Annotated in this window: 18 protein-coding genes; 8 read left to right on the top strand and 10 right to left on the bottom strand. The window is 71.2% G+C overall.

Translation table 11 applies throughout. The annotated features are described in order from the left end of the window. The first annotated feature begins 45 nt into the window (after nt 1–45). Nucleotides 46–1,224 (top strand): MFS transporter, encoded by a 1,179-nt coding sequence (locus tag JKJ07_RS42835; protein ID WP_202997769.1) that lies wholly within the window; start codon nt 46–48, stop codon nt 1,222–1,224. Here JKJ07_RS42835 and JKJ07_RS42830 read toward each other — a convergent pair. Beyond that, nucleotides 1,211–2,143 carry an NADP-dependent oxidoreductase gene (locus tag JKJ07_RS42830; protein WP_202997768.1) on the bottom strand — a complete coding sequence of 311 codons (933 nt, stop codon included), beginning with the start codon at nt 2,141–2,143 and terminating at the stop codon, nt 1,211–1,213. The genes JKJ07_RS42835 and JKJ07_RS42830 overlap by 14 nt on opposite strands. 135 nt (nt 2,144–2,278) lie before the next feature. Between JKJ07_RS42830 and JKJ07_RS42825 the strand changes: the two genes are divergently transcribed. Continuing rightward, the gene (locus tag JKJ07_RS42825; RefSeq protein ID WP_202997767.1) at nt 2,279–4,132 is read left to right on the top strand and encodes a M48 family metallopeptidase; all 1,854 of its coding nucleotides are present in this window, start codon (nt 2,279–2,281) and stop codon (nt 4,130–4,132) included. On the opposite strand, the gene JKJ07_RS42820 is transcribed toward JKJ07_RS42825, so the two are convergent. Both JKJ07_RS42820 and JKJ07_RS42815 read right to left on the bottom strand, forming a co-directional pair. Then, on the bottom strand, nt 4,129–4,809 hold the full coding sequence (locus tag JKJ07_RS42820) for a GTP pyrophosphokinase (RefSeq protein ID WP_202997766.1): 681 nt from the start codon (nt 4,807–4,809) through the stop codon (nt 4,129–4,131). The two genes, JKJ07_RS42825 and JKJ07_RS42820, sit on opposite strands and share 4 nt — an antisense overlap. 114 nt (nt 4,810–4,923) lie before the next feature. Then, nucleotides 4,924–7,848: a M36 family metallopeptidase gene (locus JKJ07_RS42815; protein ID WP_202997765.1), complete on the bottom strand. Its 2,925-nt coding sequence runs from the start codon at nt 7,846–7,848 to the stop codon at nt 4,924–4,926. A 119-nt stretch (nt 7,849–7,967) separates the two neighbouring features. On the opposite strand from JKJ07_RS42815, the gene JKJ07_RS42810 reads away from it, so the two are divergent. Both JKJ07_RS42810 and JKJ07_RS42805 read left to right on the top strand, forming a co-directional pair. Continuing rightward, nucleotides 7,968–8,981 carry an alpha/beta fold hydrolase gene (locus JKJ07_RS42810; RefSeq protein WP_307834712.1) on the top strand — a complete coding sequence of 338 codons (1,014 nt, stop codon included), beginning with the start codon at nt 7,968–7,970 and terminating at the stop codon, nt 8,979–8,981. Between the two features lie 48 nt (nt 8,982–9,029). Next, a complete protein-coding gene (locus JKJ07_RS42805) occupies nt 9,030–9,422 on the top strand; it encodes a hypothetical protein (RefSeq protein ID WP_202997764.1) in 393 nt (130 codons plus the stop codon). Here JKJ07_RS42805 and JKJ07_RS42800 read toward each other — a convergent pair. Then, nucleotides 9,410–10,228, bottom strand: a complete 819-nt coding sequence (locus JKJ07_RS42800; RefSeq protein WP_202997763.1) for a polysaccharide deacetylase family protein — start codon at nt 10,226–10,228, stop codon at nt 9,410–9,412. The genes JKJ07_RS42805 and JKJ07_RS42800 overlap by 13 nt on opposite strands. A 130-nt stretch (nt 10,229–10,358) precedes the next feature. Further along, nucleotides 10,359–10,829: a MarR family winged helix-turn-helix transcriptional regulator gene (locus JKJ07_RS42795; protein ID WP_202997762.1), complete on the bottom strand. Its 471-nt coding sequence runs from the start codon at nt 10,827–10,829 to the stop codon at nt 10,359–10,361. A gap of 80 nt (nt 10,830–10,909) precedes the next feature. Here JKJ07_RS42795 and JKJ07_RS42790 point away from each other — a divergent pair, with 80 nt between their 5' ends. Further along, a complete protein-coding gene (locus JKJ07_RS42790) occupies nt 10,910–12,487 on the top strand; it encodes an FAD-binding oxidoreductase (protein WP_236030911.1) in 1,578 nt (525 codons plus the stop codon). Beyond that, nucleotides 12,484–13,329, top strand: coding sequence for an LLM class flavin-dependent oxidoreductase (locus tag JKJ07_RS42785; protein WP_202997761.1), 846 nt, complete (start codon nt 12,484–12,486; stop codon nt 13,327–13,329). The genes JKJ07_RS42790 and JKJ07_RS42785 overlap by 4 nt, the downstream gene beginning before the upstream one ends. Nucleotides 13,330–13,384: 55 nt before the next feature. On the opposite strand, the gene JKJ07_RS42780 is transcribed toward JKJ07_RS42785, so the two are convergent. The 4 genes from JKJ07_RS42780 to JKJ07_RS42765 form a co-directional block, all read right to left on the bottom strand. Next, nucleotides 13,385–14,041 (bottom strand): hypothetical protein, encoded by a 657-nt coding sequence (locus tag JKJ07_RS42780; protein WP_202997760.1) that lies wholly within the window; start codon nt 14,039–14,041, stop codon nt 13,385–13,387. A 121-nt stretch (nt 14,042–14,162) separates the two neighbouring features. Continuing rightward, complete coding sequence (locus JKJ07_RS42775; protein ID WP_202997759.1) at nt 14,163–15,857, bottom strand: glycerol-3-phosphate dehydrogenase/oxidase; 1,695 nt, start codon at nt 15,855–15,857, stop codon at nt 14,163–14,165. A gap of 4 nt (nt 15,858–15,861) precedes the next feature. Further along, nucleotides 15,862–17,379 (bottom strand): glycerol kinase GlpK, encoded by a 1,518-nt coding sequence (gene glpK, locus JKJ07_RS42770; RefSeq protein WP_202997758.1) that lies wholly within the window; start codon nt 17,377–17,379, stop codon nt 15,862–15,864. Continuing rightward, nucleotides 17,372–18,217, bottom strand: a complete 846-nt coding sequence (locus tag JKJ07_RS42765) for an MIP/aquaporin family protein (protein ID WP_202997757.1) — start codon at nt 18,215–18,217, stop codon at nt 17,372–17,374. The genes glpK (JKJ07_RS42770) and JKJ07_RS42765 overlap by 8 nt, the downstream gene beginning before the upstream one ends. Nucleotides 18,218–18,343: 126 nt before the next feature. Here JKJ07_RS42765 and JKJ07_RS42760 point away from each other — a divergent pair, with 126 nt between their 5' ends. Continuing rightward, nucleotides 18,344–19,096, top strand: a complete 753-nt coding sequence (locus JKJ07_RS42760; RefSeq protein ID WP_202997756.1) for an IclR family transcriptional regulator — start codon at nt 18,344–18,346, stop codon at nt 19,094–19,096. Between the two features lie 63 nt (nt 19,097–19,159). Continuing rightward, on the top strand, nt 19,160–20,650 hold the full coding sequence (glpK, locus tag JKJ07_RS42755; protein ID WP_202997755.1) for a glycerol kinase GlpK: 1,491 nt from the start codon (nt 19,160–19,162) through the stop codon (nt 20,648–20,650). A gap of 297 nt (nt 20,651–20,947) precedes the next feature. Here glpK (JKJ07_RS42755) and JKJ07_RS42750 read toward each other — a convergent pair whose 3' ends face one another. Next, the gene (locus tag JKJ07_RS42750; protein WP_202997754.1) at nt 20,948–23,344 is read right to left on the bottom strand and encodes an ATP-binding protein; all 2,397 of its coding nucleotides are present in this window, start codon (nt 23,342–23,344) and stop codon (nt 20,948–20,950) included. Between the last annotated feature and the right edge of the window lie 557 nt (nt 23,345–23,901).

Below are 23,901 nucleotides of genomic sequence, written 5' to 3'. Positions count from 1 at the left end.
CCGCCCCCAAGTGTGTACGTTCGTACGCACTTGGAGAGGGAGCTCATGGACCGCACCACCACGCACCGCCGCAACGCGCTGTTCGCGCTGTTCTTCCTGCCCGGCCTGGCCATCTCGTCGTGGGTGACCCGCACGCCGGACATCCGCGACCAGCTCGGCGCGTCGACCGCCCAGATGGGCCTGGTGCTGTTCGGCCTCTCCGCCGGCTCGATGCTCGGCATTCTCAGCTCGGGCCGGTTCGTCTCCCGCTTCGGCACCCGTCCGGTCGTGACCGCCGGCATCCTGACCACCGTGGCCAGCATGCCGGTCGTCGGGCTGGGCGCCGGGTTGTCGCAGTTCTGGCTGGTCACGCTGGGGCTGTTCCTGTTCGGCCTGGGCATGGGCGGCGGCGAGGTGGCCATGAACATCGAGGGCGCCGACGTCGAGCGCCTGCTGGAGCGGGCCGTCCTGCCGACCATGCACGGCTTCTTCAGCCTGGGCACGGTGGTCGGCGCGGGCATCGGGATCGGCCTGACCGCCACCCGGTTCTCCGTGACCTGGCACCTGATCGCGATCGGCCTGATCAGCGTGCCGGTCGCGCTGGGCGCCATCCGGCGGATCCCCGCGGGCGTCGGCCTGACCGCCAGCGGCAAAGCGAACAAATCGCCCAACGAAGCGGTCTGGCGCGACAAGATCCTCTGGCTCATCGGCATCGTCGTCCTGGCCATGGCCCTCGCCGAGGGGGCGGCCAACGACTGGCTCCCGCTCATCATGGTCGACGGCCACGGCCTCGACGCCGCCCTGGGCTCGGCCGTCTACACCGCGTTCGCCGCGGCCATGACGATCGGCCGGTTCGGCGGCGGCTGGTTCCTGACCCGGTTCGGCCGCCCCGCCGTGCTCGGCGCCAGCGCGATCATCGGCGGCGTCGGCCTGCTGCTGGTCATCGTGGCCGACAACCAGGTCGTGGCCGGCGCCGCCGTCCTGCTGTGGGGCGTCGGCGCCGCCCTCGGCTTCCCGGTCGCGCTCTCGGCCGCGGCCGACTCCGGCGCGAACCCGACCGCCCGGGTCTCGCTGGTCGCCACCGCCGGCTACGTCGCGTTCCTGGTCGGCCCGCCCGCGCTCGGCTTCCTGGGCGAGCACTACGGCCTGCGCAACGCGATGATCGTCGTGCTGGCCCTGCTCGCCGCGGCCGCCGTGGTCGCGCCCACGCTCAAGAAGAAGGAGGCCGTGCTCAGTCCACGGTGAGGACGACCTTGCCCTGCACGTGACCCTGCTCGATCAGCCGGTGCGCCTCGGCCGCCTGCTCGAGCGGGAACTCCTTGGCCACCTGGATCCGCAGGCGCCCGCCCGCGGCCAGCGAGCCCAGCGTCTCCAGCTCGACGCCGTCGGGGCGCACGAAGACGTACCGGCCGCCCTGCTGCTTGACGGCGGGGTCGACCACCGACGCGTGCCGGATCGGGTGCCGGACCAGGGCCGCGATGGCCTTGAGGTCGTCGCCGCCGTGGAAGTCGACCGCCACGTCCACCCGGCCGTCGCCGCCGACCAGGTCGGCCAGCTGCTTGGGCAGCTCGTCGCCGTATTCGACCGGCTCCACGCCGAGCGAGCGCAGGAAGTCGTGGTTGGCGTGCGAGGCCGTGCCGATCACCCGGGTCACGCCGAGCGCCCGCGCGATCTGCACGGCGATGTGCCCGACGCCGCCCGCGGCCGCGTTCACCAGCAGTACGTCGCTGGGGCCGACACTGGCCGCGGTCAGCGCCTGCAGCGCGGTCAGCCCGGCCAGCGGCAGCCCGCCGGCCTCGGCGAACGAGATGGCGGCGGGCTTGTGCGCGCACGCCCGCTCGGTGACCGACACCAGTTCCGCGTACGTGCCGTGCTGGATGCTGTCCTTGCGGGCGTACGCCATGACCTCGTCGCCGACCCGGAAGCGCGTCACCGCGTCGCCGATCTGGTCGACCACGCCCGCCACGTCCCAGCCCGGGATGAGCGGCAGGTGGTGCGGGTAGGCGCCCTGCAGATGCCCGGCCCGGATGACGTGGTCGACCGGGTTCACCCCGGCCGCGCGCACCCGGATCCGCACCGTGTCCGGTCCCACCAGCGGATCGGGGAGCTCCCGCAGCGTCATGACGTCCGGGTCGCCGTACTCGTCCAGCGCAATTGCCCTCATGACAGGCATATTTCCCTATCCGGCGCGTTCATTCGGCGGATGCGCCGAAATCCTGATTGCCCCTCGATCGACAGCGCTGTAAATTCCGCTGGCCGTCCGGCGGTCAGGCGGTGTCACGGGGAGGAAGAACCGCTCATGAATGCTGCCCTGCGCGCGGCACTGTCGGTCGCCATGCTGATCGGCTTCTACGTTCTCGGGGTCGTGCAGCTGGCCGTGGCCGGCTTCCTGCTGTACGAGATCTGGACGCACCTCAGCGGCACCGGCGCGGCCAAGCTGAGCTGGCTCGTGATCGTCGGCTTCGGCGCCGTCGCGGTCGGCCTGTGGAAGGCCCTGCGCACCAAGCCCGGCGAGCCCGAGGGCCTGCTGCTCACGCCGCAGCACGCCCCCGACCTGTGGCGCCTGGTCGGCGACATGGCCGTCGCGGCCGGCACCCGCGCCCCCGACGAGATCCGGCTCGTGCCCGAGGTCAACGCGGCCGTCACCGAGGACACCAAGCTGCTCGGCCTGGCCGCCGGCACCCGCCGCCTCTACCTGGGCGTCCCGCTGCTGCAGACGTTCACGATCGACCAGCTCAAGTCGGTGATCGGTCACGAGCTGGGCCACTACTCGGGGTCGCACACGCGGCTGGCCGCCGTCACCTATCGCGGCCGCCTGGCGCTGCGCGAGACGTTGAGCCGCGTGGGCCGCTTCAACGTGGCGGGCTGGGTCTTCAAGGCGTACGGGTGGCTCTTCCTGATCGTCAGCAACGCGGTCACGCGCCGCCAGGAGCTCGAGGCCGACGAGGTGTCGGTGCGGGTGGCCGGCGTCGACGCGGCCACGTCGGCGATGCGCGAGATCCCCGTCGTGGCGGCCGCGTGGAACTTCTACTTCGGCCGCTACATCGCGTACGGCTGGGAGCAGGGCTTCGCCCCCGACGACGTGTTCGGCGGCTTCCGGCACCTCTACTACGCCCGCGCGGCCGAGCTGGCCCGGATGCGCGCCGAGGAGCCCGACAGCGAGACCTCGCGCTGGGACACGCACCCGTCGACCGGCGAGCGCATCGCGGCCATGCGGGCGCTGCCGGCCATGCGCCACCCGGCCGACGACCGCTCGGCCACCATCCTCTTCTCCGACCTGCACCGGGCCGGCCTGGCCCTGCAGGGCGAGGTGGTCGACTTCGGCGACCGTCAGGTGCTGCCCTGGCCGCAGTTCACCGCGGCCGCGATGGGCAAGCAGATGCAGAATCGGGCCGACCGCGTCTTCCGCTCGGCCGCCCGCCTCACCGGCGTCCCCGAGAGCGGCCTGTCCGAGATCTTCGGCCTGGTCGCGGCGGGCCGGCTGGGCGAGCTGGCCGTCGAGTTCTTCCCGCAGAACTCGCGGGCCGAGGCCCCGGCCCTGTTCGCCGACATCATGGAGGACCTGATCGCGCTGGCCGCCCTGCACAGCAACGTCGTGCACTGGCAGCACTCGTGGTCGGAGCCCGCGCGGCTGGTCGACAACTGGGGGCACCCGGCCGACCTGACCGAGGTGGCCAAGCTCGCGGTGGCGCCCGAGACGCTCGACCTCGCCCTGGCCCGCATCCACCACGCCGGCGTCGACATCCAGGCGGCCCGCGTGGTCGAGGCGAAGGCCACCGCGACCGGCGCCGACGTGATCGGCCTGATGGCCAACGTCAAGGTCGACGGGCAGGAGACCGACCTGATCCTGCTCAGCCGCGGCTTCCTGTTCGTGCCCGCGCCCAAGGACAAGGACAAGGGCGAGGAGCGGATCGGCCGGATGCTCGCCTCGAACGACGTGGCCGAGCTGGCCCGCACGTACAGGTTCGTGCCGTTCGAGGAGGTCGTGGGCACGCAGGTGCACAAGGCGGTCCCGATCAACGCCGAGCTGCGCCTGCACAGCGGCACGACGATCACGCTGAAGGAGAGCTACACGGGCGACACCGTCGGCGACAGCCGCGACACCCTCGCCGACGTGCTCCGCCAGCTGGGAGAGCGCGCCAACCGCGCTTAGACGCGGGGGCCGTGGATCTCGCGGTGCAGGCGTTCCATGCGCCGGTCGAGGCGGGCGGCGTCCTCGGCCGCGGCCGCCAGCTCCTCGCGCAGGGCGCCCGGCACCGCGGGGTCGTACTTGTAATGGATCTTGTGTTCCAGGCTGGCCCAGAAGTCCATCGCCGCCGTGCGCAGCTGCACCTCCACCGGCACGTGGACCACGCGCTCGGACAGGAAGACCGGGATCTCGACGATCAGGTGCAGGCTGCGATAGCCGTTGGCCTTCGGCTTGGCCACGTAGTCCTTGGTCTGCAGCAGCGTGACGTCGGGCTGGCGGGTCAGCATGTCGGCCACGGTGTAGACGTCGGAGACGAAGCTGCACACGATCCGGATGCCGGCGATGTCACGGATGCGCAGCCGCAGGTCGTCCAGCGTGAGCGGGCAGCCGATCCGCTTCGCCTTGGCCGTGATGCTGCTGGTGGTCTTGAGGCGCGGGCTGACGTGCTCGATCGGGTTGTGCCGGCCGCGGTGGGTCAGCTCCTCGGCCAGAATGCCGATCTTGGTGCCGATCTCGGCCAGCCCGAACTTGTAAACCAGGAGGAAGTGGGACAGTTCCTCACTGATGTCGCGAAACGGCTCGGGGAGGGGGTGCCCGCTCGCCCAACGCGTGATCTCGCGATCGGCGTCCTCGGTCGTCACTTTTCCCGTCTCCTGAGCCCGGTGTCCGCACCTAACCGTAGGCGCAGCGTGCCACCATTCTCCTGCAGACGGGTGAAGTGGGCGGACCGGGGCCCGCCCACTTCTTTTCAATACCTATTTCCCGTACGCCTGGAACTCCGCGACGCGCACGTTGAGCGCCTGCGGGCTGCCCGTCGCGCAGTCGGTGACCGCCCGCGGGTCGGCGTCCTGCTCACCGGCGTACTCGGGACCGCCGGTGCACTGGTTGGTCACGACCTCGAGGCGCAGGTGCGTGGCCGTCGTCGGCTTGATGTCGAACGACTTCACGACCAGGTCCTTGACCCGGGGCCGCGGCGCGCCGGCCGGGAAGGCGTCCGGCTTGCTCGTGTAGACGGTCTTGAACTCCGAGCCGTTCGCGCAGGTCACCGTGGCGGTCGCGGTGCACGCGAGCACCTTGAACTGCCGCAGCGCGGTGTAGCGGTTCTGCGTGAGCGGGTCGGGGTCGCCGGTGATCGCGGGCCGCAGCTGGGCGCTGACCTGCACCCGCCGTACGGTCTGAGCTCCGCCGGCCAGGTCGACGGTGACCTGCTTGCCGGCCACCGCGCTGCCCAGCGAGGCCCAGTTGGTGGCCTCGTCGTCGTCGGTGATCCGGGCCAGGTTGATGCCGTCACCGGTCGCGACCGCGCCGGCGGCGCCCGAGGCCAGGTTGTGCGGCATCTTGACCGTCAGCGTCCGGGTCTGGCCGGCCTTGAGCGACGTCGAGCCGACCCGGGCGTGACCGTAGCCGGCCGCCTGGGTCAGGAACCCGTACGAGCCCGCGACCAGCTTGACCTCGTCGGGCAGGGCCGTGGCGGGGTCGGTGTCGGCCACCGCGACCGCGCGGGCCTGGTAGTCGCCCACGTAGAGCTTGGCGTTCGGCACCGGCCGGCCGTTCTCGTCGACCGGCTTGAACTTCACCGTCGCCTCGGTGGCGTGCGGCGACGAGAAGCTGGGCGTCGGGTTGGCGTCGCCCGCGCCGTTGCTGACCGCGCCCTCGCCGAGGCCGCGCTTGGCGAACGCGTTCCAGATGATGTCCTGGTTGGCCCCGCCGAAACGCACCTGGTCGGCGCCGAGCAGCGCGTTGCGCGCGTCCACCTGGCTGTTCGCGCTGTTGGCGAGCAGCAGGAACGAGTCGACCACGAGCTGGATCCAGCGCCGGTTGCCCGGGCACTCGGTGACGGGCCGCTTGCCGTTCGCGCACGCCTTGTTGACCGCGGCCGAACCCGAGCCGTAGCGCTTGAGGAACGCCTCGCGCACGTCGAAGTTCGTGGCGCTCCAGAGCTCACCGGAGGCGTGCACCTGCAGGCCGACGAAGTCGTAGTCGACGCTCGAGTAGTTGAGCGGGCTGTCGCTCATGTTGTAGTTGCGGATGCCGGCGATCGGGTCGGTGGTCACGTACTGACCGATCGTGTAGCCCTTCTTGCCCTTGGGCGCGTAGCCGTACTCCTGCAGGTATTCCATCGCGAGCAGGTCCGACCAGCTCTCGCTCATGCCCTGCGGCGAGCTCAGGCCCGCGTCCGGCCCGGCGATCATGCGGTTGGTGATCGCGTGGGTGTACTCGTGCCCGATCACGGACATGTCGTAGTCGCCGTCGACGCAGGCGCCGTAGAAGGCGGCCGCGACCGGCTGCCACAGGTACATGTTGGTGATCGGCGCCTCGCCGTCGGGCGGGGTGATCTGGTTGGCGTTGTTGCGCGCCTCGAAGTTCGGCGGGCCGCCGCTGATGCCGCCGGCCTGCGCGTTGCCCTGCTCGTAGTCGTTGCCGAGGCCGCCCGCGGTGCCGTTGTCGTCCTGCATGTTCCAGGTCGCCTCGGTGAAGCCCAGGTGGTACGACCAGTCGTGCATGCGGTTGTGCATGCCGAACAGGTTCGCGCGGGCCGCGTCGATGTCGTTGCGCTGCGGCGTGGTGAACACGTCCGGCGAGCAGCGCTCCCGGTACCACTGGTTCGTCCACTTGTAGTCGTAAGCGCGGTCGGGCTTGGGCGTGGCCGTCTCGGTGCCCACGCTGAACGCGTCGTTGGAGTTCCAGTTCTCCACCGCGATCGCGTTGTTGCCACGCGTGGTGAACGTCGGCTCGTTCGTGGCCGGGTCGACGTCCCAGGGCAGCTTCGACGCGGTGGTCGCCACGACCTCGTCGCAGCCCCGCAGCGGGCCCCAGCACCAGGTCAGCCGGTCGTCGGACGAGGAGTAGTCCAGCGGCGGCGAGCTCGGGAAGACGTCCCACGACGGGTCGTCCTCGCTGTGGTCGACGATGCTCTCGCGCACCAGCACGCCGCCGTCGCGGGCGTCGACGTAGGTGGTGAAGGCCTCGGGGTCGGCGCCCTGCAGGTCGGCGCCGAAGGTGACCTGGTACGCCGCGCGGGCGCCCTCGGTCGCGGTCGGCACGGCGACCAGCTTGTTGGCGATGACGGTCGGCGCGGCGATCCCGGCGTCGCGCGCGGCCAGCGTCACGGCCTGCTCGGCGGTCAGCGTGGCCGGATCGGGCGCGACCGCGTCCCGCGAGAGCGACGAGCTGACGAACCACACCTTGCCGTCGCGCACGCCCACGTTGAGCAGGCCGTCGCGCCCGGCGACGAGGTCACCGAACTTCTGCCGGAACACGACCGCGGCGCCCTCACCCAGCTTGGCCGTGGTCAGCACCTCGAGGGCGGCCGCGCCCCGGGCGGTCAGGCCGAGAACATCCAAATTCTTTCCCACGTACGCCCTGGCCGCCGCGACCGGATCGGCCGGGAGCCCCGCTTCGAGCGGCTCACCGGTGGTGGTCAGCGAGGCCGGCGTGCCGAGCGCGTTCCAGCGGGCCTCCGCACCCGCCGCGGCCGCACGCTGGCCGCTGGTCGGGGCGAGCCGCCCCTTCCGGTTGTCGATCACGTGGTCGTGGTGATTGTCGCCCTGAACTTTCGCCTTCTCGGCCTGGGCCGGGGCCGCCGGGGCCGCGTTTCCGCCGGATGCGGCGGTCAGCACGATCGCGGCCGCCAGGAACCCGGCAGCGGTTCCCGCCAACGCACGGGGTGGGGTGCGCACGGTACCTCCTTTGTGGAACGGCTGTTACCACCAAACATCCGATCGCACCCGGGACCTGCGCGACATAGTACAAACATCTAAATACATCTATAAGTATGTGATGCTGTTTTACTGATCGGGTGGAGACCCGCTTCGCCCGCACCGCCGACGGCGTGACGATCGGCTATCAGGTGCTGGGCCGCGGCCCCGCCCTCGTCTGGATGCCGTCGCTCAGCAACGTCACCGCGCAGTGGCGCATCCCCGCGCTCCGGGCGGCCTATGAGGCCCTGGCCCGCGAGTGCACGCTGGTCCTCTACGACGGCCGCGGCACGGGCGCCTCCAGCCGCGAAATCGACCTGTCCGACCTGGGCGTCGAGGCCCACCTGCGCGACCTGACCGCCGTGCTCGACGCCACCGGCCTGCGCCGCGCGACGCTGCTCGGCTACTACCACTCGGTGGCGACGGCCATCGCGTACGCCGCCGCCGAGCCCCGTCGCGTCGAGCGCCTGATCCTGTACGGCGGCGCCGCGCGGATGGACGAGGCCATGCAGCCGGCCCAGACCCGGGCCCTGCTGTCGCTGGTCGACCAGGACTGGTCGCTGTTCGCCGACGCCGCCGCCACGGCCTGGCTGGGCTGGGACGGCACCGAGTCGGGCCGCTGGACTGCCGAGGCCTTCCGCACCGCGACCACCCCCGCGATCGCCAAGGCCTGGTTCTCCGCCGCCCGCGACATCGACGTGACGCCGCTGCTGCCGAAGATCGAGGCGCCGACGCTGGTCCTGCACCGTCAGGGCACCCAGCAGATCCCGGCCGACGTCTTCCGCCGGCTCACCGGCGCCATCCCCGGCGCCCGCCTGGTCGAGCTGCCGGGCTCGACGCCCACCCTCTTCGTCGAGGACCCCGCAGCCGACCTGTCCCTGGTCACCGGCTTCGTCACCGACGGCCGGATCAGCCGCACCACGGTCACGGGCGCGCTCACCCGGCGCGAGCACGAGGTGCTGCACCGCCTGGCCGCCGGCGACTCCAACGCCGAGATCGGCGACAAGCTGGGCATCGCCGTGCACACGGTCGAGCGGCACCTGGCCAACATCTACCGCAAATTAGGCGTACGGGGGCGGACCGCCGCCGTGGCCTACGCGCTGCGCGGCGTCTAACGGATTTCCGGGAAGCGAACCGGCTCCCCGCGGCCCGACACTGCTCCCATGACCACCGACACGTCGTGGCGTTTCGCCCGCGCCACCACCCCGTACGTCCGTGCCCTGGCCGGCCGCCGCTTCTCGCCGTGGGCCGTGGTGCACCACCGGGGCCGGGTCTCCGGACGCGAGCTGGCCGTCCCGGTCGTGGTGATGGCCACCCCGGACGAGTTCGTCATCAACCTGCCGTGGGGCGCGCGCACCAACTGGGTCCGCAACGTCCAGTCCGCCGGGAGCTGCACGATTCGCTGGAAGGGCGCCGACCACCGCGCCGACTCCCCGGCGATCCTCGACGAGGCGGCCGCCCGCCCCTACTACTCCCGTACGGCCTGGTGGATCGCCCGGAAGCTGTTTCCGGCCGACGCCTGGCTCCGGCTGCGCCGCGCTGGTCAGGGGATGTAGTCCTCCAGCCGGGCCGGGGTGAGGCCGGCCTTGTGGATGGCGTTGAGCACGGCCAGGAAGTCGTCGACGAACCGCGGCCGGAAGTGCATGAGGATGATGTCGCCGGGCTGCACGGCCGTGCCCTCCTGGAAGCGGACCTTGCCCTTGTGGGTGGTTTCCTTCCAGAAGAACGCCGCCTTCATCCCGCAGTCGTGGGCCGCCCGCAGCGTGGTGGCGTCGTGCGCGCCGCCGGGCGGCCGGAACAGGGTCGGGCGCTTGCCGTAGAGCCGGCCGAGCTGATCGGCGCCGCCGCAGATCTCGTGCTTCTGGAACGCGTACGACCGGCCCTTGAGCACGGGGTGGCTGATCGTGTGGTTCTGGATGGTGGCGCCGGTCGCCTGCAGCTGCTGGAAGTAGCCGGGGTTGTCGCTGATCGCGTTGACCTCGAGGAACAGCGCGATCGGCACGTCCGCGGCCTGGAACAGCTTGACCGCCAGCGGGTTCTTCTCCCAGCCGTCGTCGATCGTGATGAAGGCGACCTTCTGGTCGGTCGGGATCCGGCTGAACCACCCGGCGGTGCCGTTGGCCGGCAGCGTCACCTTCGTCGCGGGCGGCGGCGGGGCGAAGCGGGGCACGCGCGGCCGCAGGTTGGCCGGCAGGGCGGCGCGCGGATCGGCCACGACGGGCGCCGACTCGATCGACGGGGCGGCCGACGGCGACACGCTCGGCGAGGACTCCGGCACCGGCGTGGCGTGGTCACCGCAGGCGGCCATCACGGAAAACAACCCTGCGATCGCCAACGCGCGATATGCCCTGCTCAGTGTCATGTGTGCGCCCTTGGGGTAGATGGTTCTCCCTCACAGAGACGCGCACAACGGACGAGCTGGTCACCTGATCCGCTGAATTGTGCTCTCGGTCACGCTGTGCCGGATCCGCGCGACAGCGGACGGTGACGGGTCAGGCCTCCAGGGCTTCCGTGACGATCGCGCACGCCTCGGCGGTGTGCATCGGGCCGAGGCCGGCCGCCTTGTCGAGCAGGCGGCGGAACAACGCGCGTTCGCGCTCGTCCAGGCTGCCCAGCGCGGCCTGCTCGGCCTCGGCGACCTGGCCGCACAGGGCGGCCACGGCGTCGCGGCCGCGATCGGTGGCGACTATCTGCCGCTGGCGGCGGTCGGCCGGGTTGGGCTGCCGTTCGACCAGGCCGGCTTCGACCAGATCGTCGATCAGATACGTCATCATGGTGCGGTCGATACCGAGCTTGGCCGCGAGCACGGCCTGGCTGGGCGGCGTGCCCTGTACCACCTCGCAGAGCGTCTGATAACCGCGCTCGCCCTGCGGGAAGTCCTTCAGCTTGGGGCCGACCATCTCCGCGTACGACCGCAGCAGGAGGCCGAGGGCCGCTCCGAAGTCCGCTGTCGTGTTGCTCACCGCGCTATCCTATCTGTTGGACAGATCGTCTTCTCGCAATACTATCTACTCGCACGACGATCGTTTCTGCGGAGGATTCGTTGATCACGGAACAGAAGATCGCGCTGGACCCCGCGACGTTCGCGGAGTCGGCGGTCCACGTCGACGGCCCGGTGGTCCTGGAGGATCGCGAGGGCGGGCTCGACCCGTGGACGGCGGCCGTCTGGCTGGCCGCCCGCGACGAGAACGTACGGATCACATTGCCCGCGGCCCCGGCGGCGGTCTCGGAGGAGATGGCCGACAAGGCCCTCGACACCCTGAACACCCTGGCCGGCTCGCGGGTGACCACGCCCGGGGCGGCGAGCCGCTTCGACGACCTGCCGGCGTCGCTGATCAAGCTCGAGCCGGGCGATCCCGGTTATCGCGGCCGCAGCTCGACCTACATGCGCGGCGGCCGGCCGGCCCTGATCCTGCGCCCGCGCACCCCGGCCGAGGTCGCCGACGCCCTGGCCTTCGCCCGCCGGCATCCGGAGCTGCAGCTCGGCCTGCGCAGCGGCGGACACGGCATCAGCGGCCGGTCCACCAACACCGGCGGCCTGATCATCGACGTCGGCGCCATGAACAGCATCGAGATGCTCGGCACCGGGCTCGTCCGGGTCGAGCCCGGCGCCACCTGGAAGCAGGTCGGCGCGTTCCTCGACAAGTACGACCTGGCGCTCGGCTCGGGTGACTACGGCGGCGTCGGCGTGGGCGGGCTGGCCACGGCGGGCGGCATCGGGTTCCTGTCCCGTTCGCAGGGTTTGACCATCGACCGGCTGCGCGCCGTCGAACTCGTGCTGGCCGACGGCAGTCAGGTGCGGGCGAGCGACACCGAGAATCAAGACCTTTTCTGGGCCGTACGGGGTGCCGGCGCGAACTTCGGGGTGGCGACCGCGTTCGAGTTCGAGGCCGAGGAGGTCACGGAGGTCGGCTGGGCCCAGCTCGCGCTGGTCACGGACGACCTGGCCGAGTCCCTGCGGCAGTACGGCGAGGTGGCCCGCGCCGCGCCCCGCGACACCACGGTCTTCTGGCTCACCGGTCAGCCCCGCCAGGGCCAGTCCGTGATCCAGATGTACGGGCTGGTCGACTCGGGCGACCCCGACACGATCATCGAGCGGCTCACCCCGTTCGCCACGACGGGCATGCTCGCGCAGCAGCAGGTGGTCGTGGCCCGCTACACCGACGTGATGGCGCAGGCGGCCGACGTCGGCGCCGAGGGGCACCACGGCCGCGGCGAGCCGATCTCGCGGTCCGGGTTCCTGCCCGAGCTCACCGAGGAATTCGCGCGCGACGTCGTCCAACTGCTGCGATCCGGGCAGACGTTCTTCTTCCAGCTGCGGCACATGGGCGGCGCGATCGCCGACACCCCGTCCGACGCCACCGCGTTCGCGCACCGTACGCCCGAGTTCTCGGTGACCGCGATCGGCATGGACCGGCAGGGCCTCGACGCCGCGTGGGACCTCTTCCTGGCCAAGCACTTCGACGGGCTCTACCTCAGCTTCGAGACCGACCAGCGGCCCGAGCGCCTGCACGACGCTTTCCCGCCCGAGACGCTGGGCCGGCTGCGCGAGCTCAAGCGCCGCTACGACCCGGCCGCGCTGTTCCGCGACAACTTCCCGATTCCTTTGGAGACGTCATGACCGACTACGGGCACGATCTGCTCTTCGGCACCTTCGTCACGCCCAACGCGCGGGCCGTCGACCTGGCCGTCGCGGCCGACCGGGCGGGCCTCGACCTGGTGACGTTCCAGGACCATCCGTACCAGCCGGCGTTCGTCGACACGTGGACGCTCATGTCGTGGGTGGCCGCGCGCACGTCGCGGATCCGGATCAGCGGCAATGTGCTCAACCTGCCGCTGCGCCCGCCCGCGGTGCTGGCCCGGGCGGCGGCGTCGCTCGACATCCTGAGCGGTGGCCGGATCGAGCTCGGGCTCGGCGCGGGCGCCTTCCCCGACGGCGTCGCCGCGATGGGCGGGCCCCGGCGGACTCCCGGCGAGGGGATCGAGGCGCTGACCGAGGCGATCGGGATCATCCGGGACCTGTGGCACACCGACACCCGCGAGCGGGTCGACCACAAGGGCGAGTATTACCAGGTCAGCGGGGCCAAGCGGGGCCCGGCGCCGGCGCACGACATCGGGATCTGGATCGGCGCCTACAAGCCGAAGATGCTCGCCTTGACCGGCCGGCTGGGGGACGGCTGGCTCCCGTCGCTGTCGTACCTGCCGGACGGGGCCGCCTCGCTGACCGGGATGAACGCCCGCATCGACGAGGCCGCCGCGGAGTCGGGCCGATCGCCGTCGAGTGTGCGACGGCTGCTCAACATGGGTCCGCAGGACGCCGGGGTCGAGCAGCTGGCCGAGCTGGCGCTGACCTATGGGATCAGCGGCTTCATCGTGGCGTCGGATGACGCAGCCACCGCCGAGCACCTGGCGGCCGAGGTGGCCCCCGCAGTCCGCGATCTGGTCAAGCGCGAGCGCGGCTGACGCCCCTGGGCGGGGTGCTGCCGGCGCCGGGGTTCGGCGCCGGCTGTGCGGCCCGTCAGGCGCGGGGGCGGGCGGTGCCGAGCTTGGCGTCGATGCCGGCGACCGTGGCCCCGGCGGTCGTCTCCGTACCGTTCAGGTTGACCGTGGCGCCCACCGGCAGGTTGGACAGGCCGACCTTGACCCCGTTGAGCTCGATGTTCGCCTTCGGGTCGACGTTCAGCTTGACGGCGGCGGCCGGGGTGCCGGTGTTGACGGTGACGGTGCCCTTGGCGGCGTCCACGGCCGAAACCGTGCCGTTGAGGTTGAGCTGCCAGCGCGAGAGCGCGGTCAGCGACTTCGCCGAGTACGTGGTGCCACCGGTGACCGTGCCGACCACGACGATGCGTGCGCCGGCGGGCAGGGCGGACAGCGCGACCGTACGCCCGTCGAGCAGGATGACGGCCTTCTCGGCGACCGGGTACGTCGCCGTGCCGCCCTTGCCGTCGAGCGTGACCAGCTTGACCGTGACCTTGCCGGCGCCGGCCGACACGACCGAGCCCGCGCCGGCGAACGGCGCCGGAACGTTCGCGCCCACGTTGACGTTCACGTTCGCCCCGGTGCCGGTGCCGGTGCCGGTGCCGACGCTGGCGGTCGCGGCCAGGGCCGGCGACGCGGCGGCGAGGGCGACGCCGGCGACGGCGGTGATGACGGCGGCACGGTGACGGAGGCGCATCGAAACTCCTTGGGGCTGACTCGGTTGAGGTGCCCCCAGTGATCGGTCGCCGCCCGATCACATGTAGTGCTCTCCTGGTGACGTTAGGTAGCGGATTGGTTGACCGCCCGGCGTCCGTTTCTCAGTCGGAGACGGGCACGACATCGGGGGCGCCGAGCCGGGTCGCGTCGGCGGTCTCGTCGTCGGGCTGCTCCTGCGACTCACGTTCGGCCTCCACGCGTACGCGGTAGTTCTCCACCTCCCGGGCGGTCTGCTCGGCCGTCCATCCGAGCACCCCGGCCATCAAGTCGGCCGTTTCCTGCGCGCAGACGGTTCCCCGGTCGAAGGTCTCGATCGAGATCCGCGTACGCCGGGTCAGCACGTCCTCCAGGTGCCGGGCGCCCTCGTGGCCGGCCGCATAGACGATCTCGGCCCGCAGATAGTCGTCCGCGCCGGTGAGCGCCTGCCCGAGCGACTTGTCCGCCTCGATCAGTCCGAGCACCTCGTGCACGAGCGACCCGTACCGGCCGAGCAGGTGCTCGACGCGCGCCACGTGCAGACCCGAGCGGGAAGCGAGCACTCGCCGCTGGTTCCACAACGCCGGGTAGCCCTCCGCGCCGACCAGCGGCACCCTGTCCGTGCACGACGGCGGCACCGAACGGCCAAGACCGTGCACACAAGCGTCCACCGCGTCCTTGGCCATCACCCGGTACGTCGTGTACTTGCCGCCCGCTACCACGACCAGCCCCGGCACGGGACTGCCGACCATGTGCTCGCGCGACAACTGCGATGTCGCCTCCGACTCGCCCGACAGCAACGGACGCAGTCCCGCGTACACACCTTGCACGTCTGTGCGCGAAAGCGGCGTCGAGAGCACGGAGTTGACATGTTCGAGCAAGTAGTCGATGTCCGTACTGGACGCTGCCGGGTGCGCCTTGTCGAGCGACCAATCGGTGTCGGTCGTCCCGACGATCCAGTGGCGGCCCCACGGGATCACGAACAGCACGCTCTTCTCGGTGCGCAGGATGAGCCCGGTCGACGACTGAATACGATCGCGCGGCACGACGAGGTGGATGCCCTTCGACGCGCGTACGTGGAACTGACCCCGCTCACCGACCAGCGCCTGCGTGTCGTCGGTCCACACGCCGGTCGCGTTGATCACCTGTTGCGCGCGCACCTCGAACGTACGGTCGACCTCGAGGTCTTTGACCCGGACGCCGGTGACTCGCTCACCTTCGCGCAGGAAACCGACAACTTCGGTGCGCGAGGCGACGTGCGCGCCGTACGCGGCGGCCGTGCGGGCCAGGAACATGGTGTGCCGGGCGTCGTCCACCTGCGCGTCGTAATACTGCAACGCGCCGACCAGAGCATCTTTGCGCAATGCCGGGCAGACCCGCAGTGCCCCCGTACGAGTGAGGTGCCGGTGCCGCGGCATGCCGCCGCCCAGCGCCAGCGTGTCGTAGAGCGTGATGCCGGTGGCCGTATATGCGCGTTCCCAGGCGCGATGCTTGAGCGGATAGAGGAACCGCACGGGCCGCGCGAGGTGCGGCGCCAGGCGCGTCAGGCTCAGGTCGCGCTCGTGCAGCGCCTCCCGCACGAGGCCGAAGTCGAGCATCTCGAGGTAGCGCAGGCCGCCGTGCAGCAGCTTGCTCGAGCGGCTCGACGTGCCGGACGCGAGATCGCGCGCCTCGACCAGGCCGGTGGACAGGCCCCGGGTGACGGCGTCCAGCGCCGCCCCGGAGCCCACCACTCCACCGCCCACCACCAGGACGTCGAGCTCGGCGCCGGCCAGCGCGGCCAGCGCCGAGTCCCGATACTGCGGAGAAAGTGCAGTCATCAGCTCAGTCCACGTCCACCCAGTCCAGGGTGCGTTCGACGGCTTTCTTCCACTTGCCGTAGCCCTCGGCCCGCTGCTCCTCCGACCAGGACGGCTGCCAGCGTTGCGACTCGTTCCAGTTCTCGCGCAGCTCGTCGGTGTTCTTCCAGAACCCGACGGCCAGCCCGGCCGCGTACGCGGCGCCGAGCGCGGTCGTCTCGGCCACCACCGGCCGGCTGACCGGCACACCGAGCACGTCGGCCTGGATCTGCATGGCCAGGTTGTTGGCCGTGATGCCGCCGTCCACCTTGAGCACGTCGAGCGTCACGCCGGAGTCCTGCGCCATGGCGTCGACGACGTCGCGGCTCTGATAACAGATGGATTCGAGCGTCGCCCGCGCAATGTGCGCACTTGTGTTGAAGCGGGACAGGCCGACGATCGCCCCGCGCGCGTCCGACCGCCAATAGGGAGCGAACAGCCCGGAGAAGGCGGGCACGAAGTAGACACCGCCGTTGTCCTGCACCTCGGACGCCAAACGCTCACTTTCCGCGGCGTCGTTGATGATGTGCAACTGGTCGCGCAGCCACTGCACGGCCGACCCGGTCACCGCGATCGAACCCTCGAGCGCGTACACCGGCGCGGCGTCACCGAACTTGTAGCACACCGTCGTGAGCAGGCCGTTCTCGCTGCGGACGAGTTCGTTGCCGGTGTTGAGCAGCATGAAGTTGCCGGTGCCGTACGTGTTCTTGGCCTCGCCGGGCGAGAAGCACACCTGCCCGACCGTGGCCGCCTGCTGATCGCCGAGGTCACCGGTGAGCGGCACCTCGCCGCCGAGCGAGCCGGGCCACCGCGCCACCCCGTACGTGTTGGGGTCGGACGACGGCCGGATCTCGGGCAGCATCGAACGAGGAATGTTGAAGAACCCGAGCAGCTCGTCGTCCCAGTCGAGCGTCTCCAAGTTCATCAGCATCGTGCGGCTGGCGTTGGTCACGTCGGTCAGGTGCTTGCCGCCGTCGACCCCGCCCGTCATGTTCCACAGCACCCAGCTGTCGGTGTTGCCGAAGATGGCGTCGCCGCGCTCGGCCGCCTCCCGGACCCCGTCGACGTTCTCCAGGATCCACTGGATCTTGCCGCCGCTGAAGTAGGTGGCGGGCGGCAGGCCGGCCTTGCGGCGGATCACGTCGCCGCGGCCGTCGCGCTCGAGCGCCGAGGCGATCCGGTCGGTGCGCGTGTCCTGCCAGACGATGGCGTTGTAGTACGGCCGGCCGCTGGTGCGGTCCCACACCACCGCCGTCTCGCGCTGGTTGGTCACACCCAGCGCGGCCAGGTCGGTCGCGCCCAGGTTGGCCTTCTGCATCGCCGTACGGATGACCGTGACCGTGCGCTCCCAGATCTCGGCCGGATTGTGCTCGACCCAGCCCGCCTGCGGCAGGATCTGCTCGTGTTCGAGCTGGTGGCGGGCCACCTCGTTGCCGCCGTGATCGAAGATCATGAAGCGGGTACTGGTCGTGCCCTGGTCGACGGCGCCGACGAAGTCAGCCATTACGTGCCTCCACGCTCTCTCGGGTCTCCTGCTCGGGCAGCCGTCCCGGCTCCGGTGCGCCGAGCTTGGGCAGGAATCGGCCGATCAGCCCCTGATAGAGGCCGGCGCCGAGCACACCACCGATGATGGGCGCCACGATCGGGATCCAGAAATAGAGATACCCCGTCTGGTCGCGCATTGCCCCGCCATAGCCGGTCAGGAAGCTGGCGAGTCGCGGGCCGAAGTCGCGGGCCGGGTTGATCGCGTAGCCGGCGTTGGTGCCCCAGGCCATGCCGATGGCCACCACGATCAGGCCGATGATGAACGGCGCCATGTTGGCCTGCGGGGGAGTGCCGAGCGCGTCGGTGACCGCCAGGATCAGGAACAACAGGATCGCGGTGCCGATGATCTGGTCGCGGAACGCGCCCCACTCGCCGACCGGCAGCGCCCCGTTGCCGGGCAGCGTCGAGAAGACGCCCTGCGTCTTGATCGTCAGATTCGGGTCGGCGGCGTGCAGCACCTCGGTGTAGTTCCACCGGACGAGCAGCGCCGCGACGAACGCACCCAGGAACTGCGCGATGCTGTACGGAAGCACCTTGCGCCACTCGAAGCCTTTGAAGACCGCCAGCGCGACGGTGACCGCGGGGTTGAGGTGCGCCCCGCTGATGCGCCCGGCCACGTACACACCGAGCACCACGCCCAGGCCCCACGCCCAGGCGATGCTGTCGTGATCGCCGATGCCGCCGCCGGCCACCTGGGCCACGACGCCGACACCGAACAGGATGAGGATCATGGTCCCGGCGAACTCCGCGGCCAGTTCTGCGAAGAGTCCTCCCGGGATCTTCAATCGTGCTGCCATGTGCCCTCCCGAGGGTTGTGACCTTCAGGACGCTAGGTAGCCAGACCAGCACGGACAATGAACGCCATTCGACAATGTCGAACGGTGGTCTCGGGGCATCGCTACTGATCGTCATATGGTCGTTACGTGCCGGGAACAGTGCAGTCCATCGAGCGCGCCGCGGCCGTCCTGCGGTTGCTCGCGGGAGGCACCGGCCGGCTGTCCCTGGCCCAGATCTCCCGCTCGCTCGACCTGGCCAAGGGCACCGTCCACGGCATCCTGCAGACACTGCGCAAAGTGGGCTTCGTCGAGCAGGATCGCGCATCCGGGCACTACCAGCTCGGGGCGGCCATGCTGCGGCTGGGCACCGGCTATCTCGACGTCAACGAGCTGCGCTCGCGCTCGATCAACTGGGCCGACCCGCTGGCCGCGCGCAGCGGGGAAGCCGTCCGGATCGGCACCGTCCTGGACGGACAGGTGCTGGTCGTCCATCACGTCTTCCGGCCCGACGACACCTTTCAGACCCTCGACGTGGGCAGCCTGCTGCCGATCCACGCGACGGCCTTGGGCAAGGCGCTGCTCGCGTACGGGGCGTCCGTGCCGAACCGCCTCGACCGTTTCACCAGCCGTACGCTCGTCAACCACCGCGACCTGGCCGGGGCGCTGCGCGACGTGCGGGAGGCCGGCTGGAGCGCGGACATCGAGGAGCACACGCCCGGCGAGGCGTCGATCGCCGCGCCGATCCGGGCGTACGGGGGGCTGGTGGTCGGCGCCATCGGCATCTCCGGCCACGTCGAGCGGATCTGCGACAGCCGTTATCGGCCACGGCCGCCGCTGGTGGCCAACGTTCGCGACGCCGCCCGTGCGGTGTCCCGTGATCTCGGGGCCGCCCGACGCTGACCTTCTTAACGCCCGCGCCGCCTTCTTGCGCAGCCGCCCGACATCGAACGACCTGGGGGAACCATGACCGAGCGCTATGTCGTCGCCATCGATCAGGGCACGACGTCGACCAGGTGCATCGTGTTCGACCGGCGCGGCCAGCTCGTCTCCCTGGCCCAGCAGGAACACAAGCAGTACTACCCGCGGCCGGGCTGGGTCGAGCACGACGCGGCCGAGATCTGGCGCAACGTGGAACGGCTCGGGCCCGAGGCGCTGCGCCGGGCCGGGGCCACGATCGACCAGGTAGCGGCGGTCGGCATCGCCAACCAGCGGGAGACCACGGTGCTCTGGGACCGGGTCACCGGCAACCCGATCGGGCACGCCGTGGTCTGGCAGGACACCCGGACCGACACGATGGTCGGCGCCCTCGACGACGCTCCCGGCGCCGACGGCGTACGGCATCGGTCCGCCCTGCCGCTGGCCACGTACTTCTCCGGGCCGCGCGTGCGGTGGATGCTCGACCACCATCCCGGACTGCGCGAACGCGCGGAAAGGGGCGAAGTTCTGTTCGGCACGATGGAGACCTGGCTGATCTGGAAGCTGACCGGCGGCCTGCACGTCACCGACGTGACGAACGCGAGCCGCACACTTCTGCTCGATGTGCACACTCTCGACTGGTCGCCGGAGTCGCTCGAGTTCTTCGGCATCCCGCGCGCGATGCTGCCCGAGGTGCGCCCGTCGATCGGCGTCTTCGGCACGGCCACCGCGGCCTTCCCCGGCGTGCGGATCGGCGCGGCCCTGGGCGATCAGCAGGCGGCCCTGTTCGGCCAGACGTGCTTCGCGCCCGGCGAGGCCAAATGCACGTACGGGACGGGCAGCTTCCTGCTGCTCAACACCGGTGCGGAACTGGTGCGCTCGACCCACGGCCTGCTCAGCACCGTGGCCTATCAGATCAAGGGCGAACCGGCCGCGTACGCCCTGGAAGGCTCGATCGCGATCACGGGCTCGCTGGTCCAGTGGTTCCGCGACCAGCTCGAACTGATCGCCAGCGCCCCCGAGATCGAAACGCTCGCCCGGACAGTCACGGACAACGGCGGGTGCTACATCGTGCCCGCCTTCTCCGGCCTGTACGCCCCCTACTGGCGCAGCGAGGCCCGCGGCGTGATCGTCGGCCTGACCTCCTACATCACCAAAGGCCACCTGGCCCGCGCAGTCCTGGAGGCCAGCGCTTGGCAGACCCGCGAGGTGGTCGACGCCATGAACGCCGACTCCGGCCTGGCCCTTTCCACGTTGCGCGTAGACGGCGGAATGACGGCCGACAACCTGCTCATGCAGTTCATCGCCGACGTCCTCGACGTCCCCGTGGTCCGCCCACTCGCCGCCGAAACGGTGTCGTTGGGCGCCGCATATGGCGCAGGCTTGGCCGTCGGTTACTGGCCGGACCTGGAAGGCCTTCGCCGCAACTGGCACCGAGCGGCCCAATGGCTACCCAAGATGGAAACCCAGAAGCGCGAAACCGAATACGGCAACTGGCAACGCGCAGTCTCCCGCACCTTCGACTGGATCCAAGCCTGACCCGTGATAGCCAGCCCCCGCCGCCCCGCCGCCCCGCCGCCCCGCCGCCCCGCCGCCCCGCCGCCCCGCCGCCCCGCCGCCCCGCAGCCCTGCAGCCCCGCATCCGCAGCCCGTTGTCCCGCAGCCCGTAGTCCCTCAGTCCGCCGTCCCGCTGTCCTACTGCCCGCCGTTCGCCCGATCCCGCTGCTTTGTCGCCCGCCCGCTGCTCCCCGCGCCCGACCCCGCTGCCTCCATTGCTCACTGTCCGCCAGCCCCACCGTTTCGCCAGCCGCCGCATTCGAGTGGCCGGCGCGGGTGTCAGCTCCGTTCTGCGTGGTCGCAGGCGGGCGTCAGGATGGCCAGGTACTTCGCGGCCGCGCGGGCCCGGGGCAGGAAAGCCGTCAGCGCCGCACGGTCACCGGCCGCCGCCAGCGCCTGCACCAGGGCCAGGGCCTCGTGCGGGATCTCCTCCGGGCCGGGGCGGCGGTTCATGCTCATCAACTGCTCGGCCAGTGAGCGGGCGGTTGCGACGTCGCCGAACTCCAGGGCGAGGCGGGACCGCAGCACCTCGGCGTTGCCGGGGTGGGCGAGGTCGGCAGTGACCGTCGCGGCCACCTCTTGTGCGCGTTTGTGCTCGCCGCGCCGGGCCAGGGCGAGCGCCCCGGCCAGCGGCCCGCTGCGGATGTACGGGCAGGCCATCTCGGCGACCGGCCCCTGCCGCAGGCGCAGATGCTCGTCGAGGTAGCGGTCGACCTCGTCGTACCGGCCGAGCTGTTCCAGGCAGATCATGACGACCGCGGTGCCGTGCAGACGGTCGTGCGGCGACAGTCCACGGGCCCATTCGTATGACCGGAGCGCGTGTTCCAGCGCCAGCTTGTAGTCGCCGCGGACACCCCCGATCACCAGGCACGCGATCGTGTGGCCGAGTGCGCGATCGCGATCGCGGCCGTCCTGCTCGACCAGCGCGACCTCCTCGAGCACGGCCTCGACCGCGTCCTCATATCGTTCCTCCAGGAAGTGGACAGCGGCCACGCCGAGCAGCGCCAGCCCCCGCAGCGGCGCCGACCCGATCCGGCCGGCCAACGCGGACGCATCGGTCGCGGCCCGCCGACGGTCGCGCACCGGAAGAGGGTCGGATTGCCCAGTCCACGCCCAGCGACCACCGCACAATGCGCGCAAAGCGAGCAGCTGCGCCTTCGTGGACGGATCGGTCACCGCGGCCAGCCCCTCGTCGACCACCCGATCGCCCAGCGCGGGATCGGCCGGCGTGCGGAACCCACCCCACCGCGCGATCACCATCTGAGCCGTCTTCAGACACAGACGCGCACGCCGGTCGTCCTTGGGCAGCGCCGTGATCGCCTCCCGCCAGGCGGCGACCGCCTCGTCCCCGGCGTACGCGGTCTCGTGGTCGTCGCCCATCGCCTCGATCGCCTCGGCCCGCTCGGCACGGTTGGCCGCGTACCCGATCGCCCTCCGATGCAAATCGAGCGCCCGCCGCACCGCAAACCGACGACGGGCGCTCACCCCGGCGGCGATGAGTGAGCGAAACGCCTTCCCGCGGATCCAGTCGTCCGCCTCCGGCCCGTCCGCCGCGGCCGCATAGTGCACGGCGATCAGTTCGATGACCTCACCGACGCGCTCGCGTGACACCTCCTCGAGCCAGGCGGCGGCCTCGGCGTGCCCGGTCGCCCGCTGTGCTCGCGGCAGACCGGCATAAGCTACATCGCGCAACAACGCATGCTCGAACGCGTACTCGTCCTGACCCGCCACAGCCGACGCGGGCCGAGCCCGGATCAGGCCGCGACTCTCCAGCGCCTCGAGATGCTCCGAGCCGGCGTGCAGGGGAGTGGCCCAGAAGATCCGCCCGATCACGGCCGCTCGCTGCAGGACCTGCTTCTCGGCGGCCGGCAGTGCGTCCACCCGGGCCGCCAGCAGGGCATGCAGCGTGTCGGGCAGGGTGCCGCGGCCGCCCTCGGCCAGATGGGCCGCGAGCTGCCCGAGGAAGTACGGGTTGCCGTCGGCGCGAGCGAGGATCCGGGCCAGGTTCTCCGGTGAGGTCCGGTGCGGCAGGGCCGCCAGCAGGGCGCGCCCGTCGGCGTCGGTAAGCGCGCGCAAAGAGACAACATCGGCCGGCCGCGGATGCTCGTACTCCGGCCGGGCCGTGGTCAGCACGACGACCGGTCCCTCGGCCCGCGCCACCAGCCGGGACAGCATCGCGATCAGTGGCGCGCCGGCCCAGTGCAGATCCTCGACGACCAGAAGAAGCGGTTCCCGTACGGCGAACGCACTGGCCAGCCGAGGCCACGCCCGCCCCAGCTCATCGTCGACGTCGCGCGGATCGGCATTGTCGAGCGGATTGCCCGGCAACCGAATCCCGGCGGTCGTCGCGAGCGCATAAACGGTCCGATCGGGCAGGGCCGGAGTGAGCGTCTCGCGCAGCCGCCGTTGCGCGACCTCGCCCGAATCGCCGAGCGTGATCCCGCAGGCCTCGCGCAGGATCTCGCCCAGAGCCCAGTAGGTGATGCCGTCCCCCGCGGCAAGGCACCGCCCGCGCAAAACGCGCATCTTCGGCCGCCGAGCAATCACTTCCTGAACAAGCCGAGTCTTCCCGATCCCAGCCGGCCCAGCCACGGTGACCAGCCGAGGACGCCCACCACTCGCCGCCTGATCAACCAGGCTGAGCACAGCACTGAGCTCCCCCTCCCGCCCCACCATGACCGGTCCCGCAGCCCTTTCGGCAACCACCCGAGAAGCCCCAACAAGCCGTCGCCCAGCCTCGCCACTCGGCCCCACCGGCCAATGCCCAGCCTGCCTTCGACCGCCGACTCCGCTGTGTCCGTCAACCGCGCTCGCTACCCCGCCGGCCCCGACCCGTTCCCCGGCTCGACCTGCGCCCCCGCCCCTCGCAACGTCCCCGGCTTCGGCGCTCGTACTGGCCCTGGCCTCGGCTTCGGCGTCAGCCCCGGCCCTCGCAACGCCCCCGTCTTTGGCCTCGGTCCCTGTCTTCGTGCTGGCGCCGGCTTCGGCCCCGCTCTCGCCCCCAGCCTTGGCTCTGGTCCCAGCCCCGCCTCCAGCTCCGGCGTCGGCCCCGGCCCTCACAACAGCCTCGGCCTCATCTTTCGCCCGAGTCCCGGCCCCAGCCGCGGTCCCGGCCCCAGCCGCGGTCCCGGCCCCAGCCGCGGTCCCGGCCCCAGCCGCGGTCCCGGCCCCAGCCGCGGTCCCGGCCCCAGCCGCGGTCCCGGCCCCAGCCGCGGTCCCGGCCCCAGCCGCGG

The organism is Paractinoplanes lichenicola (genome assembly GCF_016785085.1).
Lineage (GTDB): Bacteria > Actinomycetota > Actinomycetes > Mycobacteriales > Micromonosporaceae > Actinoplanes > Actinoplanes lichenicola.
This window is presented reverse-complemented; position numbering and strand designations above follow the sequence as displayed.